Raw genomic sequence first — 24,810 nt, 5'->3', positions numbered from 1 at the left:
CGGATAGAAGAAACGTTAAGAGAGAAGTGCTTTTTCTTGCTGCTTCAAAAATTTCTTTGGTGTCATACCGGTAATCTTTTTAAACGTTTGAACAAAATATTCGGGGGCATTACTAAAGCCCGTCATCGCTGCCACTTCGTAGACTTTGTAGTTTTTCTTCAGCAGTTCTTGTGCTTTTTGGATTCGGTATTCGGCTAATTTTTGATTGAAGCGAATCCCGGTTTCTTTGTAATAGGTTTTTCCTAAGTATTCAGGATTTAAGTACAAAAGATGGGCGGCGATCCATTTCAATGACAATGCTTCATGGTCATAATATTCTTCGATGATCAGGTTGACTTTTTGGGACAGCTGCATGTTCTCGCTATCGTCTAAGCTGCCCCGCATCAAATCGATACAGTGAAGCAGCATAAACTGGAGTTCGTGCCAATTATTCAAGAGCATGATCTTTGGGGAATAGTCATCAAAGTAGATGTCTTTTTTGATGCGATGGTTTTCAAAAATTGCCGATAACAAATCGTTGACCTGCAGCCGCAATAGTTGGACAGGGTAAAGCTCCATGCGACAGGTAGAAAAAAAGTTTTCCGTAAGAACTTGGGCTAAAGTCAGTTCGCCTTTGTCGATCAATGCCAAAAGTTTTTCACGGTATTCCATATAGAGACTATTTTCATAGACATTTTCTTGTGAGATTTGGGCTTCTTGGATGACTTCAAAGGTATCAAAATAAAACTCCTTATCCAAGTTCCGCTTGCCTAAATGATAACTGAGTAAAAATTTTTCGGGGGTTTCGACCCAGCAATTGATGGCGATCCCTTTTCCTAGATGCGCAGCCTGTACCTTCGTTTTAAAAAAGAGATTAAAGGTATTTTCCGTACTGAAGTTCAGGATATAGCCAACTTTGTTTTGATGACCGATCACCAACTCGTGATGGTTCTCATAGCTTTCGATCCGCTTGGCGATGGCGTGATAGAATTTCGAATCAAATAAGTACATACAAAATGGAAAAACGAACGATTCAGGCAGCGGTTCTTCTCCGCAGCTATTGATGTATTGTTCAATTTGTTGTTTTAAATAGAGGGTAGATTCCATTTGACGACGTTCAGAACGTTCGATCGTCTCAGCCAACGCTTCTGAAAGCTTGCTCGGAAAAACAGGTTTTTCAAGGAAAAATTTGACCCCTAAAGCCATCGCTTCTTTGGCAAAGGAGAAGCTGCCAAAGCCTGTCAAAATAATGATTTGAATCGCAGGATTGATGGCTTTTAATTTTTTGATCAAGGCAAGTCCATTGACTTTAGGCATATTGATGTCGGTAATCACGATGTCGATGGTGTTTTGCTGACAAAATGCCAAGGCTTCTTCACTGTCTGTGTAAATTCCTTTGACCACTAATGGGAAATCAAAAGAAGCAACGAGGTTAGCCACACCATTTGCTATCAAGGGTTCATCGTCAACAACGAGGATATTTTTCATGTTTCACTCACTCCTTTTAAGGGGATCACAAAGCGCACCGTCGTCTTTTTGAAGGGAATCGAGGAGACGATGGCTAAGGACGCTTGATCACCATAATGCAGTTGCAATCGTTTTTGAATATTGGTCAATCCGATGCCGCCTTCTTTTTCAATCGAGAAGTTGGCTTTAAAACCAGGGCCATTGTCAGAGACACTGACTTGGAGAAAGGTTGCTTGTTGTTCAATCGTAAGGACGAGGCGACACGTCTCCTTCATATCATTGACGGCGTATTTAAAGACATTTTCAATCAATGGTTGAATCAGTAACTTAGGAATCTTAAAGGACAAGTCATTCACCAAAATTACTTCGATATACTCGATCCGTTTCCCGAAGCGAACGTTTTGAATATTGATATAGGCGTGCACGATATCTAATTCATCTTGTAGCGTTGTGAAGTCAGACTTGGTATCGATTTTTTTTCGAAACAAATAGGCAAGGGAGGTGACCATCTCTGAGATCTGCCACTGCTGATTTTCAATGGCGATCCAGTTGATCGAGTCTAACGTATTGTATAGAAAATGTGGATCTAATTGCGCTTGCAATCCTTTAAATTCGATTTCTTGGGACAATATACGCATTTCATAATTGTCCTTGATCAAGGCATTTAATTCATCGATCATCGTATTGTAGCTTTCATAAAGGACCATGATCTCTTCTTGACTATTTTCTGGGACAGCGAGGGTCTTTAAAGAGGCCAGTTTTTTCGTTTTCCGCAGAACTGCCATTTGCGAAGCTAAGTCAGCTAAAGGGCGGGTCAGCTGATTGCTTATTTTCCGAATCACAACAATAATCAAACATAAAAAAGGCAAACTCACAGCGATGGAAAGGCCTTGTAGTTTATAAAGATCAGCTAAGACTTGATTTTCAGGCAGCAAATAAATGAAGGTCATATTCGGCATCGTCTTCCGATCCATTGCGTAGTAGTACTGGCGATTATCAAACGTCATGGAGCCGATCGATCGCTGGAAGGTTTCCATTTTTTGCTGCAAGGTATTTTGATCCGCAGCGAGGGTTTGCTCGTCATTTGCGGTACTATAAAATTGGTTCTGATACGCCATGAAAAATTGGTTTTGTTCGGAGACAATGGGAAGACTTTCGATCTCGTTACGAAAGAAGGACGTATTCACTAGAAATATCACCGTACCAATATAGGTTAAAGAAAGATCGGCTGTTGAATAGATTTTTCGCAGGTAGACGCCTTGAGAAAGGTCTTTTGCAAAAAACCAACTCCCTTTGGCAGGCTTATCGGGCAAAGTCTCGATCATATCTTTGATGGTTTGGCCATTAAAGATATGGTCGGTCTCGGCTAGAAAGTTGATCATGTTTTCGTTCGTTGGGGTAAAGAGATAGACGTTTTGAATCGTTGATTCATTGCGTACGAGGGCGTTGATTTCTGCACTTAAGGCATTCTTTTGGTCGATCGCCTCTAAGGATTGCAAGGAATCTTGTGCCAAGATCCTTTGTAGGCCATTTTGGATCGGTGCACTATCGATAATGCGAAAAGAGAGGGTTTCGACGGCAGTTAAACGCTTGGCGATATTTGTTGAAATGATCGAGACATCTTTATACGCGGCTTCTTTCAGCTGCGCCATGTAGACTTGTCGCCAAACTAAGGTCAGGAGAACAGCCAATGAGACGATAATTGCCACCGTCGCAAAAAAGACAAAATGTAACTGTCGCTCAAAAGGCTGCTTTTTAAAGTGATTGATCAGCTTCTGGGACTTCATGGACACTGCCTCGCTTTGCTTGCAATTGTTTGGTTTTTTCAATCATCTGACCATGAAAAAATTCAGCGAAGAACAAGAAAATCACCAGTCCAAAGACGAGTAACAAAGAGGTTTTGGCAGTCAATAAGAGAAACAATAAATACCAGGTAAACAACAAGGCAAGGCCTTGCAGTGGGTAGCGAAAGACTAGAAAGATACTGACGTACAAGGTCTGTTTCCAAGCGTGTTGTTCGGCTTTGGCATAGGTCATAAAGCTGATGAATGCAGTGTAAAGGAGGAGAATCGTTAAAAGTAAATAGACAGGGCGCAGCCAAGCCATTTCAGTCGGGAAAAAATGAGTGATCCGTAAGTTAAACAATAACAGGAGTACTGTACTTAATAGTCCAATGCCAAAAAGGGAAAAGGTGCGAAAGGCTTGCTTGTAGGCTTGCCAGAAGGCAACAACCGAATAGTCATGGCCAGTTTTACGAAAATCATGTAAACATTTGATCGTGACAGCGGTGGCAGGACCGAAGCCAAAGATCCCCAATCCTAAAAGGGTAAAGAAAAGCCATAAAAGGTTTAATTTAGCAAAATAAGCTGTTACCGTAAAAAGACGAAACAGTCCGGTTTGTATTTTTTTCATTGTTTCCACCTACCTTGTTTTTTGAAAAGAAAGCCTTTTCAACGCTAGTATAGCATAGTATATTGGAAAAAATAGAGCATGTCTGTTTTTTTACATTTTTCATCTGTTTTTCTATTTTTTTCTAGCTATTGCCCGTGAAGGCTTAGCCTTCAGCAAAAACGACAGTCTAGTTTTTCACATATTTGCTCTTGTTTTTTCATTTTTATTAACGAGGATTTCCATTACAATCAGCTTGTAAGCGCAAACAAAAAGGAGTGTAGAAGAATGAAGAAAACTTTTTTTAAAGCAGCGAGCTTGTTGTTTCTTGGTGCGACCTTAGCAGCTTGTGGCAACAACGGCAATAGTAGCGGAAGCTCAGAAGCTGATGCAGATGGGAAAACGACGATTTCCTTTACCTGGTGGGGCTCAGAAGTCAGACACGAGAAGTATATCGAATCAATCAAAGAATTTGAGAAACAAAATCCTGACATCAAAGTTGAATATGAATATGGTTCTTGGGATGACCATTGGAAAAAACTAGCAACAAAAGCGGCTTCTGGAGAATTACCTGATGTGATCCAGATGGATGTGCAGTACATTGCGCAATATGGAACGAAAAATCAATTAGCAGATATGTCGGAATTTATCGGCAATGAGATTCAAACCGATGATATCAAAGAATCGATTTTAGCAACTGGCGAGTTAGATGGAAACATTTTTGGCATACCAACTTCTGTCAATACTATGGCGATGCTCTACAATCCATCATTGGTAGAACAAGGGGGCACTGGGATCGACTTTAGCAATTATACCTTCGATGACCTTATAGAAAGTACGGCAGCGATCGCTGAAGCAACAGGTGATTACGGTTGGAATGATAACAATGACAACAGTACGATTTTGCAATATTTTTTACGCACTAAAGGTGAAGATCTATACAAATACGATGCGGACGGCAAACCAGAGATCGGTTTTACCAAAGAAAACTGGGTTGAATTTATGGGGGCTATCGCGGATCTTACGGAAGCCAAAGCAATGCCAACCGCAGAAGTGACTAGCAATGCCAACAGTATGGATCAATATCCGTTTTCACAAGGAAAAGCAGCCTATATGATGACTTGGTCCAATCAATACTTGACTTATAAAGCCTCCGCCGCAGAAGATGTCGAAATCAACTTGGCTCGTCCATTCGACTCAGAAAACGGGGCGATGGCGTATCGACCAGGGTTCTTTTATTCGATCGCGAATGCTTCTGAATCAAAAGAAGCAGCTGCGAAGTTTGTTGACTTTTTAGTGAATAGTGAAGAAGCCAATAAGATCATCGGTACTGAGCGGGGAATTCCTTCCAATGATGCCATCAAAGAATTGCTTTATGCCGACATGACACCAGAAGAGCAAGAGTCATCTGATTTCTTAGATGATATTGCAGACATCGTCGGTGATCCATCCCCAATCCCACCAATTGGGTTTGCTGAAATCAACACGTACTTTAAAGAGCTGTACGCAGAGATCACTTATGGCACGATGACACCAGAAGAAACTTATGATGCCTTTACGCAACGCTGCGAAGAAATTTTTGCAGAAAACTATCAATAAGCATAGATGCGGCGCCTTTACTGACTTTTTCAGTAAAGGCGTTTTTTTAGGAGAAGCACTGGAGGAAAAAAATATAGGTCCTCTAGTTTTTCACATTTCTGTGCTTTTTTTTCTATTCATTCTTAAGAAGCACTTCGTTAAAATCAACTTGTAAGCGTAATCAACTATAGGAGGTAGGAAGTGAAAATTATGGAACTACAATCAAAATCACCCACGGCAAAAGAGCCTGGGAAACTCAAAAGCTGGTTTAATCGATTACCAGAATCAAAACAGAATATGGTTACAGGCTACTTATTTATCTCACCCTTCATCATTGGCTTTTTTGCTTTTATTATCGTCCCGATGGGGATTTCTCTTTTTATGTCTTTTCATGACTATGATTTATTGACAGAGGCGCAATTTGTTGGCTGGAATAACTTTAAGACGATTTTTACGAATGATCCCAAGTTTGTTCAGTCACTGACTGTTACGCTGAAATATGTTGTGTTGGCAGTCCCTTTACGGCTGATCGTCGCATTAGCAGTGGCGATGCTGATCAACCGCCCATCGAAATTAAGCGGCGCTTATCGGGTATTATTTTATATCCCTTCGATTTTAGGTGGGAGCGTGGCGGTCTCGATCATGTGGCGGAATCTTTTTGGCGATTCAGGGTTGATCAATGGCGTGCTAGCGGCGATCGGCTTAGACCCGATCTACTTCTTTAAAAGTCCTGGCTTAGCGTTGATGACCTTGATTTTATTAGCAGCGTGGCAATTTGGCTCGTCGATGTTGATTTTCTTATCCGGTTTGAAAAATATTCCGAAAGATTATTACGAAGCGGCAGAAATTGATGGGGCAGGAAAAATCAGACAGTTTTTCAATATCACGGTTCCAGTCCTGACGCCAATCATCTTTTTCAATCTGATCTATCAAACGATCATGGCCTTTTTGACCTTTACACCTGCGTTTATCATTTCGAATGGGACGGGTTCACCCCGTAACGGCACGTTAGTCTATTCCTTGTACATGTATCAACGAGCCTTTACCGATTTCAAAATGGGCTATGCTTCAGCCTTAGCGTGGATTTTACTGGTCATCGTTGGGTTGATTACGATTCTGTTGTTCGCAACATCGAAATTTTGGGTGTTTAAAGAAAACGAGGAGGTTTGATTGATGCGTGAACAAAAACAAAATTATTTCTTTGATGCCGTGATCTTAGTTGCTGCATTACTGATGCTTTATCCGATTTTCTGGCTGCTGTTTAGTGCCTTTAAACCTAGTAGTGACATTTTTCGAACGGCAACGGAGTTGATCCCCCGAAGCTGGACGTTAGAAAATTTTACCAAGGGGTTTGAAGGGATCGCAGGGATTCCCTTCATTCGCTATATTTTCAACTCGTTGCAAATCGCGTTGATTTCAATGGTAGGGGCGGTCTGTTCTTCGGCTGTCATTTCTTATGGATTTGGTCGAATTCCTTTCAAAGGAAAAGGCTTTTGGTTTGCTTGTATCTTGGTCACGATGATGCTGCCGCAAGAGATCATCATGGTGCCTCAGTATCTTTGGTTCAATCAATTAGGCTGGCTTAACTCGATTCGTCCGGTAACCGTTCCTTCATACTTCGGACAAGCTTTCTTTATTTTCATGATGGTTCAATTTGTCTCTGCGATCCCGACAGATTTAGATGAAGCAGCAAAAATGGACGGCTGTGGACGGGTCGGTATTTTCTTCCGTGTGATTCTACCGTTGATGAAGCCTTCCTTGGCAAACGCTGCGATCTTCTCTTTCTATTGGAAATGGGAAGAACTGATCGGACCGATGCTGTACCTTACACGTCCGCAAAACTACACGGTATCGATTGCCTTAAAGCAGTTCCTAGATGCTAGCAGCACCTCCAATTGGGGAGCGATGTTCGCGATGTCTGTCGTCTCCTTGCTGCCTGTGTTGATCATCTTCTTTATTTTCCAAAAATACATTGTTGAAGGCATCAGCACGACTGGTCTTAAATAAGTGTGGAAAAAGATATTCGCTGTTTTGGAATATCTTTTTTCTATTGAATGAATTCGTTGAAGAAAGGACAAACCGATGCAACCATTTCAAGTAATTGATTTTCATGTGGTACCAAGCACGATCGGCGCTCATCAAGCGACCCTTATTTGGGAGAAGCCGCTGCACGCCCAAGCTATTTTTGGTTATCAATTGTTTTTAGACAACGATTTGATCCAAACCAGACCAACAAACAAGACGCATTGGACGTTGACAAACTTATCTGCCGATCAAACGTATCAAGTAACGATCATCTGCCTCGATCATCAGGGGTGCCTGCTTACAAATACCGCAGTCACGACGACCTTTCGTACAAAGAAAAAAAGTGTTTTGTTAGATGTTACGCAAGCACCCTACCATGCTGATAGCGCAGGCAAAGAAGATAGTACCGCCATTCTCCAGCAAGCGATCAACGATTGCCCTAGCAATGGCACTGTCTGGATCCCAACAGGGGCAGTGATCCTTTCTGGTGCGTTGGAGCTAAAAAGCAATATGATTTTTCAGGGAGATGGCACATTGCAAGCAAGCCTCGACATAGAAACGTATCGGGTTGCCCCTCACGATTATTTAGGAAGCGTGAATCAAGAGGGGTTGCCATTAAGCCGTTATGAAGGCTGGGAATTGTTTTGTTTTCGTTCATTGATCAACATTGGGTATATCGATCGGGGCGATCGAGGGCGTATCGTTTGTGAAAATGTCCGTCTTTGTGGCAAAGGAACGATCATTGGTGGCGGGAATCCATTAGGACTAGCGATGCGAAACCCTTATGCAGACCGTGAACAGTATCCAGAATATGTTTCTGATGGAAAACCTGGAAGACGAGTAAGGGGACGTTTGATCTGTATGATGCAGGCCAAAAACATCCATTTGACAGAGCTGACGTTGATTGATCCACCATGCTGGACTGTTCATATGATTTACTGTGACACCGTTGTGACCCATGGGGTGACTATTCAGTCCAAAGGCATCGACAATGGCGATGGTTGGGACCCAGATTCTTCGCAAAATTTGCTGATTTTTGACACCGTTTTTGATACGGGCGATGATTGTATCGCAATCAAATCTGGCAAAAATCCAGAAGGAAATCAGATCAATAGACCAGCGAAAAATATTCGGCTGTTTGATTTGGCTATTCGAGGGGGACATGGCATCGCGATTGGTAGTGAGCAATCTGGTGGTGTTGAAAATATCGCTTTTCGAGATTGTCAACTGACCAATACGCTTTATGGACTAGAATTGAAAGCGCAGAATGATCGTGGTGGCTATATTCGTCAAGTGACGATCACCGATTGCCTGTTGGATCGTTTCATGGCTCATCCTGTTGCTTACAATGCCGATGGTCAGGCAGCACAACAGTTACCGATCATTTCGGATATTTTGGTCAAGAATACCCGTATCGTAGGGCAGAACCCTTTGGTCGAGCTAAAAGGGTTTGTCGATGAACAAACACAGCAGGTTTCACCGATCCAACGCGTTACTTTTGAGTCAGTTGCCTTTGAATCAGCTAAAGGGCAAAAGAAAATGATTTTTGAACAGTGTCAGGAGGTCAGCTTTAAAGAGGCAGCGATCATTGAGCGAGCGGCCATAAGTGACGCAATAAGTTGCCAAGAAACAGTCGAACTATCCATGGTGGGGCAAAAGAAACGCACGTAGAACAAGCTTTTGGAAATGATCTGCGTTGGTTTTCCCAATGAGAAAAAGTTAGTTAAGCACCTTATTTCCTTCCTTGACAGGTTGCGCCTTTTTGCTTTTGTAGACAAAAAGGCGCATTTTTCTAACAAGAAAGGACGTTACAAAAAAAGACGATCCTCAGAAATCAAAAAGGACTTTCTTTTGCCGCTAAGGGGACTATAGTAAAGAATGTAGGAAAAAAGGACGCCAGAAAGCACATGGGAAAAGACAACGAGATGTGCCAAGAGGAACGCTTTACTTGATGGACAGCGCCAGTAAGAAGCACTTAGTTCTATCCAAATAAATGATAGATGAAAAAAGGTTGGCGATGCGCAAATTTTTAAAAGTCATGGATATCGATAAACCTATTTGTAGCGTAAAACAAAAGCGTAGGAGGTAAGCAAGAATGGAAGACATCACGCAATTATTGCAACGAGAAATTGACCAAGCATCAACTGTGCAGGGAACAGTGATTACACCACCCGGCGCCTATCAAATCGGCGCATTGTTTTTAAAAAGCAATGTGCACTTGATTGTCTCAGAGGATACGATTCTGTATGGTAGTCAAGAACTGGCCGATTATCCCGAAGTAGATAATCGGGTCGCAGGGATCAATATGAAGTGGCCTGCAGCGATGATCAATGTTTTTCACGCAGAAAATGTCATGATCTCGGGAAAAGGGAAACTTGATGGTCGTGGAGAAACATGGTGGCAAACGTTTTGGGGAACAGATGAAGCCAGCGGGATGATGGCGGATTATGCAAAGAAAGGCTTACGCTGGGCAGCAGATTATGATTGCAAGCGTCCACGAAATATCCTTGTTTATGAAAGTCAGCAAGTAACCATCAAAGATATTTCGTCGGTACAGTCGGGTTTTTGGAATACACAAATCACGTATTCTCACCACATATTGATCGACGGCATCACGATAGACAATGGAAAAGGGCCTAGTACTGATGGCATCGATATTGATTCCTGTGAAGAAGTCACCATTCAAAATGCCTACATTTCCTGCAACGATGACAATATCTCGATCAAGGCGGGACGTGGGGCAGAAGCCTTAGCCCAGCAAAGAAGCTGTCGGAAAATCACGATCAAAGACTGTCAGTTAGGGTACGGTTCAGGAATTGCCATTGGCAGTGAAACTTCAGGTGGGATCGAAGAGATCAAAATCCAAAAAGTCGTCTTTGAGCAAACTGGCGCAGGGTTTCGGATCAAATCCGCTAACAATCGAGGTGGATTTATACGCAAGGTCACTGCTTCGGATTTAACGATGAAGGATGTTGGCTTTCCTTTTCTCTTACAAACAAATTGGTACCCAGATTATAGTTATCCAGAACTGCCAGCTGATTATGCGGAAGAGATTCCCGACTATTGGCACAAATTGATGGCACAACCTGCTATTCCAGTAGGTCCAGCAAAGGTCTGCGACATTACTATTGAAAACGTGCAAGCTACCAAAATAGGACAACAAAGCGTGCGTGCTTTCTTCATCGAGGCCAGCCCAGCAGAACCGATCCGCAATCTAACAATGAAAAATCTTTCCATCCATGCCGACGAGTTCGGCAAGATTGCAGGGGTCGAAAACTTAAAGATGGTGGAAACGATCGTCACTGCGTTAGCGCCAACCTTGGATCAAAATGATGTGTATGAGCGGTAGTACTCTTTCTGTCGGATATGAATGAGTGGTGATCCACTTAGTACTACAAAACTGATGAATTATCAAAAAAGACCAATGAGTTGGTCTTTTTTTCATGATAAGATGTTTCCAAATCTCTCACGAATAAGAACATCAGTACTTAGGCTACTTTTTCTACAACGAGAATTTAAGAATGATAGGAATCAGAAAAACTGCGATAATTAAATTGATTGAGCGAACTAAGAACACGAAGAACTATTTATTCTTTTTTCCTATAATTTACGATACCTGCAAATGTAGAGCAAAACTCCCTACCCAGCCATATATCAACGATTAACAAAAAATGTCAATTGCTGGAAATCCTGCTTTTCGTTATGCTTTTGGTATTGAAAGCGGTTTATTTAATCGAGCTCAACAACAAAATCTAAGGAGGAAAAGTAGTGAAAAAATTAAGTACGATTCTTGGTTTGGGGTTACTATCAGTCGCCTTTTTGTCGGCATGTGGGAAGGAGGAAGCAGGTTCCACAACAGATTATGATACGATTTCGATTTTATCGCCGTACATTGAAACTGAACCACCTGCAAGTGACAACGAGATTTTGAAACAATTAGAAGCTTACACTGGCAAAAACATTGATATTACCTGGGCACCCAATACATCCTATGAGGATAAAATGAATATTACGTTAGCTTCAGATGATATTCCAGAAGTGATGGTCATTCAAGGAAAATCAGGAGGATTTATCAAGTCAGCAGAAAATGGGGCTTTTTGGGATTTGACCGACTATTTAGCTGATTATCCTAATCTCTCTCAGTCTAACGAGGATGTTTTGCGTAATTCTTCTGTGAATGGCAAAGTGTACGGAATTTATCGGAAACGTGATGCGATGCGGACGGCGGTGATCATCCGAAAAGATTGGTTAGAAAACTTAAACTTAGAGGTACCAGAAACGATCGATGATCTTTATGAGATTGCCAAAGCATTTACTGAGAACGATCCCGATGGGAATGGTGAAAATGATACGTTTGGTTTGATTATTCCCCAATGGCCTGGCTCGATCAATTCAAATAGTCCTTACGATGTGTTAGCTACTTGGTTTGGGGCAGGAAATGCTTGGAAAGAAATAGACGGCACTTTAGAGCCATCCTTTATGCAACCAGAATACCTAGAATCAATGCAATTTGTTAAAGATATGGTGGAACAAGGCTATGTCAATCGTGATTTTGCAACCATGGCAGCAGATAAATGGGATGAGCCGTTTATCAATGGACGTGGTGGGATCATTATTGATACGTATTCACGAGCAGCACAAATCAGTAATAAATTATTGCAAGCTGGAGAAGAAGACCTCGTCGTCTTTACAGGGAATTTAAAAGATAATAGCGGTACGATGAATGCGTTACCGACAGATGGCTATTCTGGTTTCTTGGTGATTCCTAAGTCGAGTGTCCAGACAGAGGAACATCTAAAAGAGGTGTTGACGTTCCTTGATAAATTAAATGATAAAGAAGCACAGGTATTGCTGAACAACGGAATCGAAGGAATCAATTTTGAAGTAGTGGATGGAATGTCCGTCGCACTAGAAGGATCAGAAGCTGAAGCGTTAGCCAATGCGGTTAAAGGGTACTCACAAATTGGGATGAATGTAACGGAAGATACCCTGTACTATATTGCTAAGCCTGATACAGAAGCGGCTACTGAAAGCTATGAAAAACGATTGTCATTGATGGAAGCTGATTTAGAGCACGCTGTCTTTAACCCAGCAGCCTCCTATAATACAGATACGTATGTAACAAAAGGGGCACAGCTTGATCAGATCATTAGTGATGCGCGGGTTCAATTTATCGCAGGACAAATCGATGAAGCGGGTTGGGAAGCTGCGATCGAACTTTGGAAGAATCAAGGAGGCACGCAGCTGATGGAAGAAACGAATGCCCTTCATCAAGCACAATAACGACAGTCGAAGAAGGTTGAGTGGATCTTGCTCTCAACCTTTTTCTTTTTCAATAATTTTTTTCAGCTAATAAAATGGAGTAATAGTCAAGTGAGACGAGACAGGTAGTGAGAAATCAGAAAAGAAAAAATGGAAACAAGCAAATGAAAACCCTAATCTAACGCTTGATATCAAAGAATTCAAAAAAAGTCAATTGTTAGAAATGTAGGTCAAGTTTACTATGAAAAGAGAAAAGCAGCTCATATACGCATAAAAGGAGAAGAAATGTTAGCGAAATTGATCTATGAAAATCCGCTGAATCAAGCAGCAGATATTCAACACTTTATTGCTGAAGGAGAGCCCAAAATTACTTTCCAAGACGGGATGATTCTGGCAAATACGTATTCTGAAGAATCAAACAAACAACCACATTTTGTTTTATGGCTGCCTCAACAATTTCCAGCGGACCTACGAATCACCTGGCAGTTTCAACCACTGGCTGAACCAGGCTTATGTATGCTCTTTTTTGCAGCAGCCAATCGCAAGGGTGGCTCGATCTTCGATTCTGGAGTACCCAAACGAACCGGGGCATATCCCGAGTATCATTCTGGAGGGATCAATGCTTACCACCTTTCTTATTTTCGAAGAAAGTATGAGGAGGAACGGGCGTTTGAAACGTGTAATTTGCGCAAAAGCCATGGGTTTCATCTGGTCGCCCAAGGCGCAGATCCACTTCCGAGTGTAGCAGATGCCCGAGGGTTTTATCACCTAAGAATCGATAAGGTAGGTGCAACGATTACCTTTTGGATCAACGACTTATTGGTGTTAAGGTACCTTAATGAGGAACATTTTGGTCCCGTATTAACCAAAGGAGCGATCGGATTTCGGCAAATGGCGCCAATGAAGGCCTGCTATAAAGACTTGAAGGTATATTCCTTAGAGGAGGAACAGTGATGAAATGGCAGAAAGCATATCAAGCAGCAGATTTTGTCTTTTATTGTTTGCTGATAAATGTAACCGTTATTATAGGTGCGCTAGTAGGTGGGATCATCTTTGGACTGGCGCCTAGCGTACAAGCAGGATTCCACGTAGCAAAGAAAACCCTTAAACAGGAATCGCCGCCTTTTTTTCAAACGTTCTTTCGGTATTACCGCAGGAACTTTTGGCGATCGAATCGCTTGGGCTTACCGATCATTCTCTTTTATTTGTGCCCCATGGTAGTGATCCAGCAAGGATTTTTAGCGGCATTGACTCAAACAGGCTTGATCCTATTGATCGTTAGCCAATGCGTCGCGATCGCTGTGATTAATACATTGCTTAGCATGTACGAATATTATGTGCTCCCAACGAAGAAGTACCTAGGCGCTTCACTACGCTTTCTTTTCTTTCAACCTATTGGCACCTTTTTAGGCGTCCTTTGGTTTGGGATTTGTAGTACGATCAGCTTTTTTCTCCCCGGTCTCCTGCCATTTTTAAGTATTGGGATGTGGATCATTGGCACAATGGGGATTTACTTGAAATTATTTGATGAAAATGAACAAAAGCTAAAGCAACAAAACGATGCAGGTCAACCTGCAGAGAGGGAAGAGGAGGAAATCGAGCATGGCATTGAAATGGCTCAAAAATAAACCTAAGGGAAAACGTGGGCTGAGTTTTGGGTATCCATGGGAAAAAGGAGCTTTACAACCTGAGGTTCTAAGTGAGGAACTGTTTTTGCTGGGGGAGGAGCCGCTGCAAACGAAAGTACTGGCTTACTGGCCAGATGGCAGTGTGAAATGGACAGGACACAGTGGTCTGGTGGCAGAAACGACGCAGTTACTTTTTCAAAGAAAACAGCGTGTCCAGAAGAAACAGGCGATTGCTAGGGAAGCTTACAACGGTATTTATTTTGACAACGGTACGATCAAAGGCTTCTTCCCGAAACATGGGGAAGGGAAAAATGTATTGGACTGGGTAGCGGTCAATGGGCAGAAAAAATTGCAAGATCTTCACGCAATCCTGCAATACCAAAACAAAAAGGTGCAGTCCAAAGTAACGGACTTGATGTTGGAAGAAAATGGTTCAGAAAAAGCCGTTATCAAAGTATCGGGCGTCATTGAGATCAATCAAGAAGTGGTGCAAGAGTTTATTTTACGGTTCCGTATCTTTCGCGAAATCAGCAAATTGGAAATCATTCATACGGTCATTATCATCAAACCACTTGCTTATGAAGGCATGGGGGTAGCATTTGATTATGCGTTGACAGGTGAAAATTGGAATCGACAAGTCAAATTTATTGCAGATGCTGTGTATCATGAAGCGGCACAATTGTTACTTTCACGGCGACACTATCAGCAAAACATTCCCTATCAACAACAAGCCAGTGGACAGCTCGTTTCATTGACCCCAGCGGACGAGCCGATGCTGTCTCATGCGGTGGAAAATGCTATTTGGGACAATTTTCGGGTCAATCAAATCAATCATCGGTCATTTGAATTAGAAAAACAGACCGAAGCTGGGTACTGTTGGTTGCCCATTGGGGATGGCGAGCATTATTCAGGTACCTTTTACGCTGGGGGAGAAACCGGCGGCGTTGCTTGCAGCATGGAGAAATTTTGGGAAAAAGCACCATCTGCGATCGAGGTGACAGGCATCACCCAAAAAGAAACCCAAATCACGATGTGGCAGTGGTCACCGAATGCCAAGTCAATGGATTTTCAGCACTATTCCAAACGTGATCATATGCTTAGCGGATACGAAGGAATGGAAGAGATTCGTTCGACGGCAGTTGGCGTAGCAAATACGACGCGTTGTTGGTTGGATCTATATGAAGAAGCCCCGTCAGAAGAAGTGTTGCTGGGCTTAGCTCAAGAAAACCAAGAACCTGCCCAGATCGTTTCATTGCCAGAGCGTTATCAAGAGACGAAGGTTTTTGGCAGGATCAGTTTACCAGACGAATCAACGAAAACGAAACAGTTGCTGGAGCAACAATTGGCTAAGATGCGTCAATTCTATTTAGCAGAAGTCCAACAAAGAGGTTGGTATGGCTATTGGAACTATGGTGATGTCATGCATACCTATGATCAGTTTCGACACCAATGGCGCTACGATCTTGGTGGGTACGCTTGGCAAAACACTGAATTGGTCCCTAACATGTGGCTTTGGTTAGATTTTTTACGGACTGGTGATCCAAGCGTCTACTATCTGGCTGAAAGCATGACGAGACATACTTCAGAAGTCGATCAGTATCATGCTGGGGAATACAAAGGATTAGGGTCAAGGCATAATGTCGTTCATTGGGGGTGCCAAGCCAAAGAAGTTCGAATTTCAATGGCGTGTCTCCATCGCTACTACTACTATTTGACAGCGGATGAACGCATTGGAGAGATTATGGAACAAGTCAAAGACAATGAAACCTATGCTTTTGATGCGTTACCACCGATGCGCGAGTTTTATGAACGAGAAACGAAGCGGATACCGATTCGCATCGGACCAGATTGGGCTGCGCTAGTCTCGAACTGGTTTACCCAGTGGGAACGGGCGAATGATCCTGTGTACCTTGAAAAAATTCGCACGGGCATCACCTGCATCAAAGCCATGCCCCAGCGCCTATTGTCTGGTCCCACAGTGTTATTTGATCCACAAGACAAAACCTTATCTTATATGGGAACAGGGAATTTTGGCGGCTATCACATGGTCATCTCCTTTGGGGCGCCGCAAGTTTGGTTAGAACTTGCTCAAGTGCTGGAAGACCCCGAGTGGACAGAGATGTTAGGGGAGTTTGGCTGGTTTTATAGCTTGAGTCCTGAAATAAAAGCAGAAGAGTCAAACGAGGTACTGACGGAACCTCATTTTGCCTGGCCAATGTTTGCGTCGACGATGATGGCCTTTGCTGGGCGAGTGCGTAACGATCAAGCAATCAGCCAAAGGGCTTGGCAGTTATTGCTTGATAATGACAAATCGGGTGTTCCATTGCCGATCGAAGCGACCATTGAAGCAGCGACAACGTGGAAAAAAATAAAAGAAATGCCGTGGGTATCGACCAATGTGTTGTCACAGTGGGGGCTAAATACGATTTGTTGTTTAGCACTGATTGGAGCGGAATTAGAGGAGGAGAATGAATGGAAACAACAATAAAAAAAGTGCCGAAAACGAAAGAGCAATGGGGGAGTTTTCTCAACCATTTTAAACAAAATAAATGGCTCTATATTTTGACGATTCCCGGGATCATCTATTTTGCAGTATTTCGTTATGCACCGATGTATGGGTTGATCATTGCTTTCAAAGATTATGTGCCTTTTTTAGGAATCGCAGATAGTCCATGGGTCGGAACACAAAATTTTATGGATTTCTTCAATAATCCTGATTTCTTTCGGATCTTGTGGAACACGTTGATGATTGCCTTTTTAAACATCTTCTTTTCGTTTCCAGCACCCATCTTTTTGGCACTGTTACTGAATGAATTGCGCAACAAGCTGTTTCAGCGGACCATTCAAACCTTCGTCTATGTACCACATTTTCTTTCATGGACGATCGTCGTTAGTCTTTGGCATATCTTATTCAACATCGATCATGGAGCGATCACTCAATTTATCGCTTCGTTGACAGGCGTTGAAATCGACTTTCTCTCAGACCCGCAATGGTTCCGCCCCATGATCGTGATGCAATCGATTTGGAAAGAGATCGGTTGGGGGACTATTATTTATTTAGCTGCCTTATCAGGTGTGGATCAGGAACAATACGAAGCCGCGATCATGGATGGTGCAGGACGTTTCCGTCGTGTGTGGCACATTACTTTGCCTGCGATTCGTTCGACGATCATCATTATGCTGATTATGCGGATCGGGTCAATTTTGTCTACTGGGTTTGATCAGATTTTCTTGATGACCAATCAATTGAACCGGACAGTAGCAGATGTTTTTGACACGTATGTGTATATGATGGGGATTACCAATGGCGCTTACAGTTATTCAACAGCCGTCGGATTATTTAAATCGATCGTTGGGATCATCCTCGTACTTTGTACCAATAAATTAGCGAAACGCTTTGGCGAAAGCGGCTTATACTAAGGAGGAAAAAGATGGCTACTTTACACAATACGAAAGCAGGGAAAATATTTGATATTTTTAATGCGCTATTTTTGGCATTGATTGGGTTATTCATGGTGATTCCTTTTATTTATGTGATCGCCGGTTCATTTGCTACGGAGTTAGAATTGACCACTCGCTCGTTTTTCTTATGGCCAAACGAGATCAGTCTCGACTCCTATCGTTTTATTTTTTCAACCAACACCTTTATCCGTAGTTTGCTTGTAACGGTCGGCGTTACCATCGTTGGTACGCTGGTGCAACTTTTCTGTACCTTCACCTTTGCCTATCCTTTATCACGCAAGCATCTAAAAGGACGGAACACCTTGTTGAATCTCGTGATTTTTGCGATGCTCTTTTCAGGTGGGATGATCCCAACGTTTATCGTGGTTAAAAATTTAGGACTGATCAATTCTTATTGGGCATTGATTTTGCCAATCGCGATCAACCCGTTCAACTTAATGATCATTAAAAATTTCTTTCAAGAAATGCCGATCGAATTGGAAGAATCCGCCAAGATGGACGGCTGTACGGAACTAGGGATCTTATGGAAAATCATTTTGCCTTTATCAAAACCAGTGATCGCGACCTTCACCCTTTTTTACGCCGTTGGTATCTGGAACGACTTCATGAGTGGATTGCTCTATATCAACGATTCAGCAAAATGGCCGATTCAGTTATTGTTAAGACAGATCACGATGGCCTCCAGTGGTGCCAATGCGTTAGCAAGTATGGACCCCAACTATGTGCCGCCTGAACAAGGAATCAAATTTGCAGTCATCATTGTGGCGACTTTACCAATTTTGATCTTCTATCCGTTTTTGCAAAAACATTTTGCCAAAGGAATGCTGATTGGATCCGTCAAAGGATGATACACTTCAATAGTTGTGGATAGGTTGTCATGCGTTTTTTCGCATGACAATTTGTTACATAAAATCTATTACAAGGGTGTTTGGGAATGAAGTACTTTAAAACAGGCGGTTTTCATCGAAAACTGCAGCTAGCCAGTCTATGGATCGTCGTGCCGCTATTAGCCGTTGCAATCTTTTTGCATGCCTATTTGATCGGACCATTACAACGATCGTATCAAGAACTAAACAATCGCCAAGTCGAAGGAATCGTTAGTAACATCAACCAACAGTTCTCGCAGCTGGAAGTGACTTTAAGCGTTTGGGGGCAATCGTTTCAAAGGCGCTACCAAGAAGATTTATTGGAAACGACGAATTATCAGACGTTGATCCAGCTGTCGGAAGAATTGTTTTACTTAACCAATAGCTCCAATTATGTCAATCGAATCGGTATTTATTCGCTCGGAGAGGCGCCCTTTGGGATTGAAAGTGGCGGCACGTATGAATTAACGCTCGAGCAAACCAAAACAGCATTTGCACGCTATCGGATCGATAATGGTAGGCAGTATCAGTGGAAGATCATTGAAGAAGAGGATGAATTGATTTTTGTACAAAACATTGATAGCCAAGGCGAAGATCAGCCTAAAATTTTTTTAGTTGCAACGATCGACGAGCAATCATTGTTAAAGTATTTTTATGATACTCAAATTGAAAATGGACTCGCAGCGATTTCCTTTAATCATGAGAGTTTTCGTTTTATTGGCGATCAGAACTTAGCGAATGTTATCCAACCGCTGAGTGAGGAGCATCAAGGAACCTGGGTCGAATCGATCAATGGCAATGATTATAGCATGATCGCCGTAAACAGTACGCGACTCAACCAAATATGGACGTTTTATACCGTCGTTCCCTTAGCATTGATTACCGAGCCAGTCACTCATTTGGCTAGAGTGCTGATCGTCGTAAGTATTCTTTTTATTGCTTGTGTGGCAGTCATGAGTCTCTTTTTGGCAAAAAAACAATACCAACCTTTTGAAAAAACGATGGATCAGCTCTTTGGTAATACCCAATGGAAAAAAGAAAACGATCTGGAGTTTTTGGTGGACCGTTGGCAACAATTAAGTCGGGAAAAAGGATTGCTACAAAATCAGGCGGAACGCTTTCAAGATTCGCTGAAGCGGCAAGTGATCCAACATTTGATGGAAGGGTATTATGGCTATTTGTCAGAGGAAGAATCGCAACAATTACTGCAGCAAAAAAACTGGCGCTTAAGTGACCAAGGGTATCGCCTGTTTTATTTTCAACTCAATGATCTATTAAGCAATCAAGCAAATTCACAAGATGAAACCCACATTTTGTTTGCGCTAGAAAACATTATAACGGATGTCACAGCCATGTTTTTCCCAGAATCAACCATCGTTTCGTCAAATGAAGGGCGGATTTTGGTTTTTGTGGTCAATCAAGAGCAGCAACTGACAGATTACTTCACGATGGTCACCAAGCAAATCAATTTGATCGTCTGCCGTTATGTCACCATCGTTAGTTCGCAACAAGAAACTGAGATTCGCAAGTTGCCTGAAGTTGCCCAACGTCTCAAAAAGCAAATCCATCTGCAACGGTTGATTCCCGAAAATCAAGTGCTTCAAGGAGAGAAAATGCGCCCGCTGCCGAAGTATTCTCTTTCGCAAGAAAATTTGATTTTAACAGCGCTGAAAAGTGGCTATCATGAAGAATTGCAACGAAGTCTCCAGCGGTTTTTGGAACAGGTCGTGGCAGAAAACAATCAACAGGCTGCGGTGATCTATGTGGTCAATCGACTGTACGATCAAGTCGATTACCTTTTAAATGAAAATGGTGTCTCACGAACGGATTATGTATCGAAAACGGTTGTGTTAGAGCGAATCGAACGACTTTTAGCCATCAATCAGATCCAAGCCTTTTTGTACCATCATTTCTTAAAACCCGTCTCCATCCTCTGGCAAGAAAATGTCGCTAATTCTTATAGTGAAATGATCCAAAAAGTAGCTGAGTACATCCAATCTGATTTTCGCAATGAACAAATTTCGTTAGAATACGTTGCGGATCGTTTCGAAGTAGACCCAATCTTTTTGAGTAAGGAGTTCAAGCGTGCCAAGCAGGTCAACTTTATTGATTATTTAACCAATGTTCGCATCGTAGAAGCAAAACGGCAGTTGCTCGAAACTGATCACCAAATCAATGAAATTGCAGAAAACCTTGGGTATAATCCCAGTTACTTCAATCGTTTATTTAAAAAGTGCACGGGAATGACCCCAGGACAATATCGAAAAGGTCAGAGCTGATCACTGTTGGTTGCTGCGGAAAAGCTCGTATTTTCGCAGCTTTTGCTCTGATTTTTCCATGTTTTCGTCAGCGAATGTTTTGTATAATAGAAAAGAAAGCGATTTCTAATGCAGCTTATGTTCAGCAAGAAAACCAGTGGACTTGTCGAAGCTGTTGGAAATCTGATAGTAAATAGATGGAGGAAGAAAAGAAATGAAAATCGTTCTAGGCGGAGATTCAACCGTGGCGGATTATCCCCTTGATCAACAGCCAATGATGGGCTGGGGACAAGCTTTACCAAGCTATCTGTCCCCAGAAGTAGACGTACACAATTTTGCGAAAAACGGCAGTACGACTCGTTCCTTTATCGAAGAAGGGTTGTTTGAGCAACTCCTGCAAGAAGTCGAACCGAATACAGTCGTCCTACTGCAATTTGGACATAATGACCAAAAAGAGAAAAATCATGTCACGATGGAGGCGTACATTGCTCATTTGACAGACATGATCCGTCAAATCAAAGAAAAAACAGGAATCCCGATCCTGTGTACACCTGTTGAACGGCGTGTAGGAGAAGAGGGACGACTGGCGCATACGTTGTCAGCGTTTTTATCGGTCTTAAGAGAACTTAGTCGAACGGAAGAAGTGGATTTGTTTGATTTAAATCGCTATACCTATCATTATTATGACACACTAGGACTAGAAGCTTCCAAAGCACTCTTTGTTTGGTTAGCACCGGATGAACACCCCAATTATCCTGCAGGTCTCGCAGATGATACCCACTTTTCAAAGGTCGGGGCGCATATGATCGCTCGCTATGTAGCGATTCGTTTACAGGCGTTTTTCCATGAGCAACCACTGTTTCCTGATATTTATTACGGCGCCTGCATGTATCCAGAAGTCTGGTCGGAAGAAATCATGCAAAGTGATAGTCAAACGATGAAAACGTTGGGCATGAATTTTGCTAGAATTGGGGAATTCATTTGGCGTGACTTGGAGCCTCAACCTGGAGAATATGATTTTTCGTTGTTGGAACGTGCGCTAGAACAGTACCAAGCAAATGGCATCGATGTTTGCTTATGTATTCCAACGCCGACCCCACCCCGCTGGTTTACAAAACAGTACCCAGAAGCATTAATCACTAATCAAGATGGAACGAAGATGCATCACGGCTCAAGACAGCATGTCTGTACAAACAACGAGGACTTTCGCCGTTATGCCTATCGGTTGACGAGAAAAATCGCTGAGATTGCCGAAAAACATGAAAATGTTGTTATGTTGCAATTGGACAATGAATTTAAATGTCATGTCGATCTATGTTATTGTACGACGTGCCAAACGCGTTGGCATACGTATTTAAAAGATAGCTATCAATCCGTGACCAACCTCAACGAGTGTTGGGGCACGAAGGTATGGAGTGAGTGGTATGACGCATTTGAGGATGTCGTCTTGCCACTAACGACCCCGTTTTTGCATAATTCTTCCCTGATGAATGCCTTTCGTCGCTTTACCACTGATATGTTGAATGAGTTTGCGCATGATCTTTGTCATTTTATCCGAATGGAGACCGCGTTACCCATTACCCATAACTCCGCTTTTGGGTTTAACTTGCAAAATGATGAGCTATTTGCTGATTTAGATATTGCTGGTTTTGATACGTATGCACCGGCAGACAACTATCCAGCGTATACCATGAACTTGGATCGTTGGCGGAATGTCAAACCGCGCAACAAGGAACTGTTATTGTTAGAAACTTGTACTGCCAATGCTGGTCATATTGAAAATTATGCGGCACCTCGTCCTCATGGGTTTGTCACAAGTGAAGCGTTCATTGGCTATGCTGGTCATTTGAAATCCTTCTGCTTTTGGCATTTTCGTGGACATCGCTATGGTGTGGAGCAACCCCATAGTGCCGTGTTAACTGCTTGGGGAGAGCCAGATTGTGGGTATGAAGAGGTAGTTCGGATTGGCGAACTAAGACAACAGATCGCACCACTTTTAGCGGAAACGAAGTATGTATCGTCAAAAATAGCCATCATCTACTCGGATTACTCGAAACGCTTTTACACGATCGATCATGGAGGTGTTTATGATTATCGCAGCCTGTTTACCGAATTTTACGGCAGTCTGATTCGCCAAGGGATTCGTGTAGAAATCATTCAAGAAAATAGTCCGTTAGAAGAGTATGATGTTGTTCTTGCCCCATTTGTTCGTTGGATCAGTCCGACCTTGCTGAAAAAATTTGCCGCCTTTACTGAAGCAGGAGGTAAGCTGATTTTAGGCCCGATGACGGGGGATCGGACCAAAGAGCTGGCGTGGCCAGCGACAAATGGCTTAGATCGTTTAGGAGAATGGCTCGGGTTTGACGAAATCCAGCAATTTACGGTGAAAGGACTGACTTATCAGCTAACCTATGACGGCCTAAAAGAACCTTTGGATCATTTGGTCACAGTTTTTCATTGCCCAGAAGATTGGGAAACGATCGGACGAGGGAATGACCAAACGCTACTAGCTAAGAAACAACTGGCTCAAGGAGAGATCATCTATTTAGGTGCGCTACCTAGCAATTTAACAGACAGTTTGATATGGCAGTCGTTTTGTCACAAAGAACTTTTCCCTTATGAATCAGAGCGCCTGTTGATCAAATGTTCGGAAGGTGTGATGAAGTATCGCCGAGAGTCAGCGACCCATGTCCAACTCTGGATCAGTAACTTAGGGATGACGACAGCTGACTTTACCTTACATCTCCCCGGTTTCGAACGCTTATCAGGTGAAGCGCTGGCGCGGGGGAACCATAGGCTAGAACCTTATGAAAATTTGATTATTGAATGGGAAAAAACAGTAGAAAGCGAGGAGTCAGATGATTCATTTAGCCATCCGAGGGCATGACCTCTCAGGAGAATATACACCCAAGCAGCTAGCACAAGCGGTAGGAGCAAAGAAAATAAGAAACGTTCAGTTTGCCTTGAATGCGTCTTTTCCAGACCTAAGTGCTCCTGAAAAAATGAGTCCAGGTATGGGGACCTTCTTCAAGAATGAATTCCAAGAACAAGGCGTTCAAATCGCTTTGTTAAGTTGTTATAGTAACTTGATTCATCCCGAACCAGAGGAACGAGAGAAAATCTTACAGAAATTTGAGCGCTACTTATTCCATGCCCGTTATTTTGGTGCCAGCATGGTGGCTTCAGAAACAGGCTCAGTCATTGCCGCGCTGGGATATAGCGAAGAGAATTTTTCGGATGAGGTTTTTGAAGACTTGATCCATGTGATCCAGCGACTCGTTCGAGTAGGAGAAAAACATAAAACCATGTTAGGGATCGAAGCAGGAATGAATCATCCGTTGTATTCGAATCAGCGCATCGCCGAGCTGATTGAACGTGTTCCTTCTGATTATCTAGGGATCATTTACGATCCAACGAATTTGATCACCGCAAAAACGGCTGCTGATCAAGTTGCATTGGTAGAAGAAGCGTTTACTCTTTTTGGCGAGAAAATCGTCTGCTTGCACCTAAAGGATTTTCAACTCTCGAGAGAAGAAGTGATCCCTGTCCCGTTAGGTGAAGGACAAATACGGTATCCAGAAATTTTACAGCTTCTGATCAAACACAAGCCATACTGTTACGTGGTGTTAGAAGAAACAAAAGACGCTGGGATCGATCGTGCGGTGGCGTTGATTGAAGGCTTAGATTTAAAAAATTAGCTGGGTGCTTTTGTAAATGATTGTTTAAGAGAACACGGGAGTGATTTTCTTGTTTTCTTCAAAGACGCTGACATTAATGCAAACTTTTATCGAGCATAGAAAAGTTGTTTATGGTGAGATTTCATCTAAACAGCTTTTTTATTTTCATAAAAACAGAAAATATGATGCAAGGTTTGTTATTATAGAATAAAAAGAAAGT

17 protein-coding genes are annotated in these 24,810 nt (G+C 42.4%); 14 read left to right on the top strand and 3 right to left on the bottom strand.

Features of this window, described 5'->3' with window-relative positions; genetic code table 11:
• Nucleotides 1-15: 15 nt before the first annotated feature.
• The 3 genes from IGJ42_RS12790 to IGJ42_RS12780 are packed head-to-tail and all read right to left on the bottom strand — an operon-like array spanning nucleotide 16 to nucleotide 3,858.
• On the bottom strand, nucleotides 16-1,467 hold the full coding sequence (locus tag IGJ42_RS12790; RefSeq protein ID WP_005234181.1) for a response regulator: 1,452 nt from the start codon (nucleotides 1,465-1,467) through the stop codon (nucleotides 16-18).
• Nucleotides 1,464-3,233: a sensor histidine kinase gene (locus IGJ42_RS12785; RefSeq protein WP_008380747.1), complete on the bottom strand. Its 1,770-nt coding sequence runs from the start codon at nucleotides 3,231-3,233 to the stop codon at nucleotides 1,464-1,466. Before IGJ42_RS12785 ends, IGJ42_RS12790 begins: the two co-directional genes overlap by 4 nt.
• Nucleotides 3,202-3,858 (bottom strand): DUF624 domain-containing protein, encoded by a 657-nt coding sequence (locus tag IGJ42_RS12780; protein WP_005234183.1) that lies wholly within the window; start codon nucleotides 3,856-3,858, stop codon nucleotides 3,202-3,204. Before IGJ42_RS12780 ends, IGJ42_RS12785 begins: the two co-directional genes overlap by 32 nt.
• 264 nt (nucleotides 3,859-4,122) lie before the next feature.
• Here IGJ42_RS12780 and IGJ42_RS12775 point away from each other — a divergent pair, with 264 nt between their 5' ends.
• The 14 genes from IGJ42_RS12775 (at nucleotide 4,123) to IGJ42_RS12710 (ending at nucleotide 24,611) form a co-directional block, all read left to right on the top strand.
• Entirely contained in the window at nucleotides 4,123-5,433 is a 1,311-nt protein-coding gene (locus IGJ42_RS12775) for an ABC transporter substrate-binding protein (protein ID WP_430615684.1), read from the top strand.
• A 189-nt stretch (nucleotides 5,434-5,622) separates the two neighbouring features.
• A complete protein-coding gene (locus IGJ42_RS12770; protein WP_016608843.1) occupies nucleotides 5,623-6,582 on the top strand; it encodes a carbohydrate ABC transporter permease in 960 nt (319 codons plus the stop codon).
• A 3-nt stretch (nucleotides 6,583-6,585) separates the two neighbouring features.
• Complete coding sequence (locus IGJ42_RS12765) at nucleotides 6,586-7,419, top strand: carbohydrate ABC transporter permease (protein ID WP_005234188.1); 834 nt, start codon at nucleotides 6,586-6,588, stop codon at nucleotides 7,417-7,419.
• A 75-nt stretch (nucleotides 7,420-7,494) separates the two neighbouring features.
• Entirely contained in the window at nucleotides 7,495-9,108 is a 1,614-nt protein-coding gene (locus tag IGJ42_RS12760; protein ID WP_430615681.1) for a glycosyl hydrolase family 28 protein, read from the top strand.
• A 424-nt stretch (nucleotides 9,109-9,532) separates the two neighbouring features.
• Nucleotides 9,533-10,786, top strand: a complete 1,254-nt coding sequence (locus tag IGJ42_RS12755) for a glycoside hydrolase family 28 protein (RefSeq protein ID WP_008380756.1) — start codon at nucleotides 9,533-9,535, stop codon at nucleotides 10,784-10,786.
• Between the two features lie 419 nt (nucleotides 10,787-11,205).
• Nucleotides 11,206-12,720, top strand: coding sequence for an extracellular solute-binding protein (locus tag IGJ42_RS12750; RefSeq protein ID WP_430615679.1), 1,515 nt, complete (start codon nucleotides 11,206-11,208; stop codon nucleotides 12,718-12,720).
• A gap of 264 nt (nucleotides 12,721-12,984) precedes the next feature.
• Nucleotides 12,985-13,653, top strand: coding sequence for a DUF1961 family protein (locus IGJ42_RS12745; protein WP_005234196.1), 669 nt, complete (start codon nucleotides 12,985-12,987; stop codon nucleotides 13,651-13,653).
• Nucleotides 13,653-14,327 (top strand): YesL family protein, encoded by a 675-nt coding sequence (locus IGJ42_RS12740; RefSeq protein ID WP_005234197.1) that lies wholly within the window; start codon nucleotides 13,653-13,655, stop codon nucleotides 14,325-14,327. The genes IGJ42_RS12745 and IGJ42_RS12740 overlap by 1 nt, the downstream gene beginning before the upstream one ends.
• Nucleotides 14,302-16,815, top strand: coding sequence for a hypothetical protein (locus IGJ42_RS12735; RefSeq protein WP_430615676.1), 2,514 nt, complete (start codon nucleotides 14,302-14,304; stop codon nucleotides 16,813-16,815). Before IGJ42_RS12740 ends, IGJ42_RS12735 begins: the two co-directional genes overlap by 26 nt.
• Complete coding sequence (locus IGJ42_RS12730) at nucleotides 16,800-17,747, top strand: ABC transporter permease (RefSeq protein ID WP_005234199.1); 948 nt, start codon at nucleotides 16,800-16,802, stop codon at nucleotides 17,745-17,747. The genes IGJ42_RS12735 and IGJ42_RS12730 overlap by 16 nt, the downstream gene beginning before the upstream one ends.
• An 11-nt stretch (nucleotides 17,748-17,758) precedes the next feature.
• On the top strand, nucleotides 17,759-18,637 hold the full coding sequence (locus tag IGJ42_RS12725) for a carbohydrate ABC transporter permease (protein WP_086297880.1): 879 nt from the start codon (nucleotides 17,759-17,761) through the stop codon (nucleotides 18,635-18,637).
• An 86-nt stretch (nucleotides 18,638-18,723) separates the two neighbouring features.
• Nucleotides 18,724-20,934, top strand: a complete 2,211-nt coding sequence (locus tag IGJ42_RS12720) for a helix-turn-helix transcriptional regulator (protein ID WP_142437393.1) — start codon at nucleotides 18,724-18,726, stop codon at nucleotides 20,932-20,934.
• A gap of 193 nt (nucleotides 20,935-21,127) precedes the next feature.
• Entirely contained in the window at nucleotides 21,128-23,800 is a 2,673-nt protein-coding gene (locus IGJ42_RS12715) for a beta-galactosidase (protein ID WP_430615673.1), read from the top strand.
• Nucleotides 23,772-24,611, top strand: coding sequence for a sugar phosphate isomerase/epimerase family protein (locus tag IGJ42_RS12710; RefSeq protein WP_430615671.1), 840 nt, complete (start codon nucleotides 23,772-23,774; stop codon nucleotides 24,609-24,611). The genes IGJ42_RS12715 and IGJ42_RS12710 overlap by 29 nt, the downstream gene beginning before the upstream one ends.
• Nucleotides 24,612-24,810 lie beyond the last annotated feature (199 nt).

The organism is Enterococcus sp. DIV1067f (assembly GCF_050543505.1).
Lineage (GTDB): Bacteria > Bacillota > Bacilli > Lactobacillales > Enterococcaceae > Enterococcus_D > Enterococcus_D entomosocium.
The sequence above is the reverse complement of the archived record's forward strand: the minus strand, read 5'-3'. Positions and strand labels throughout refer to the sequence as shown.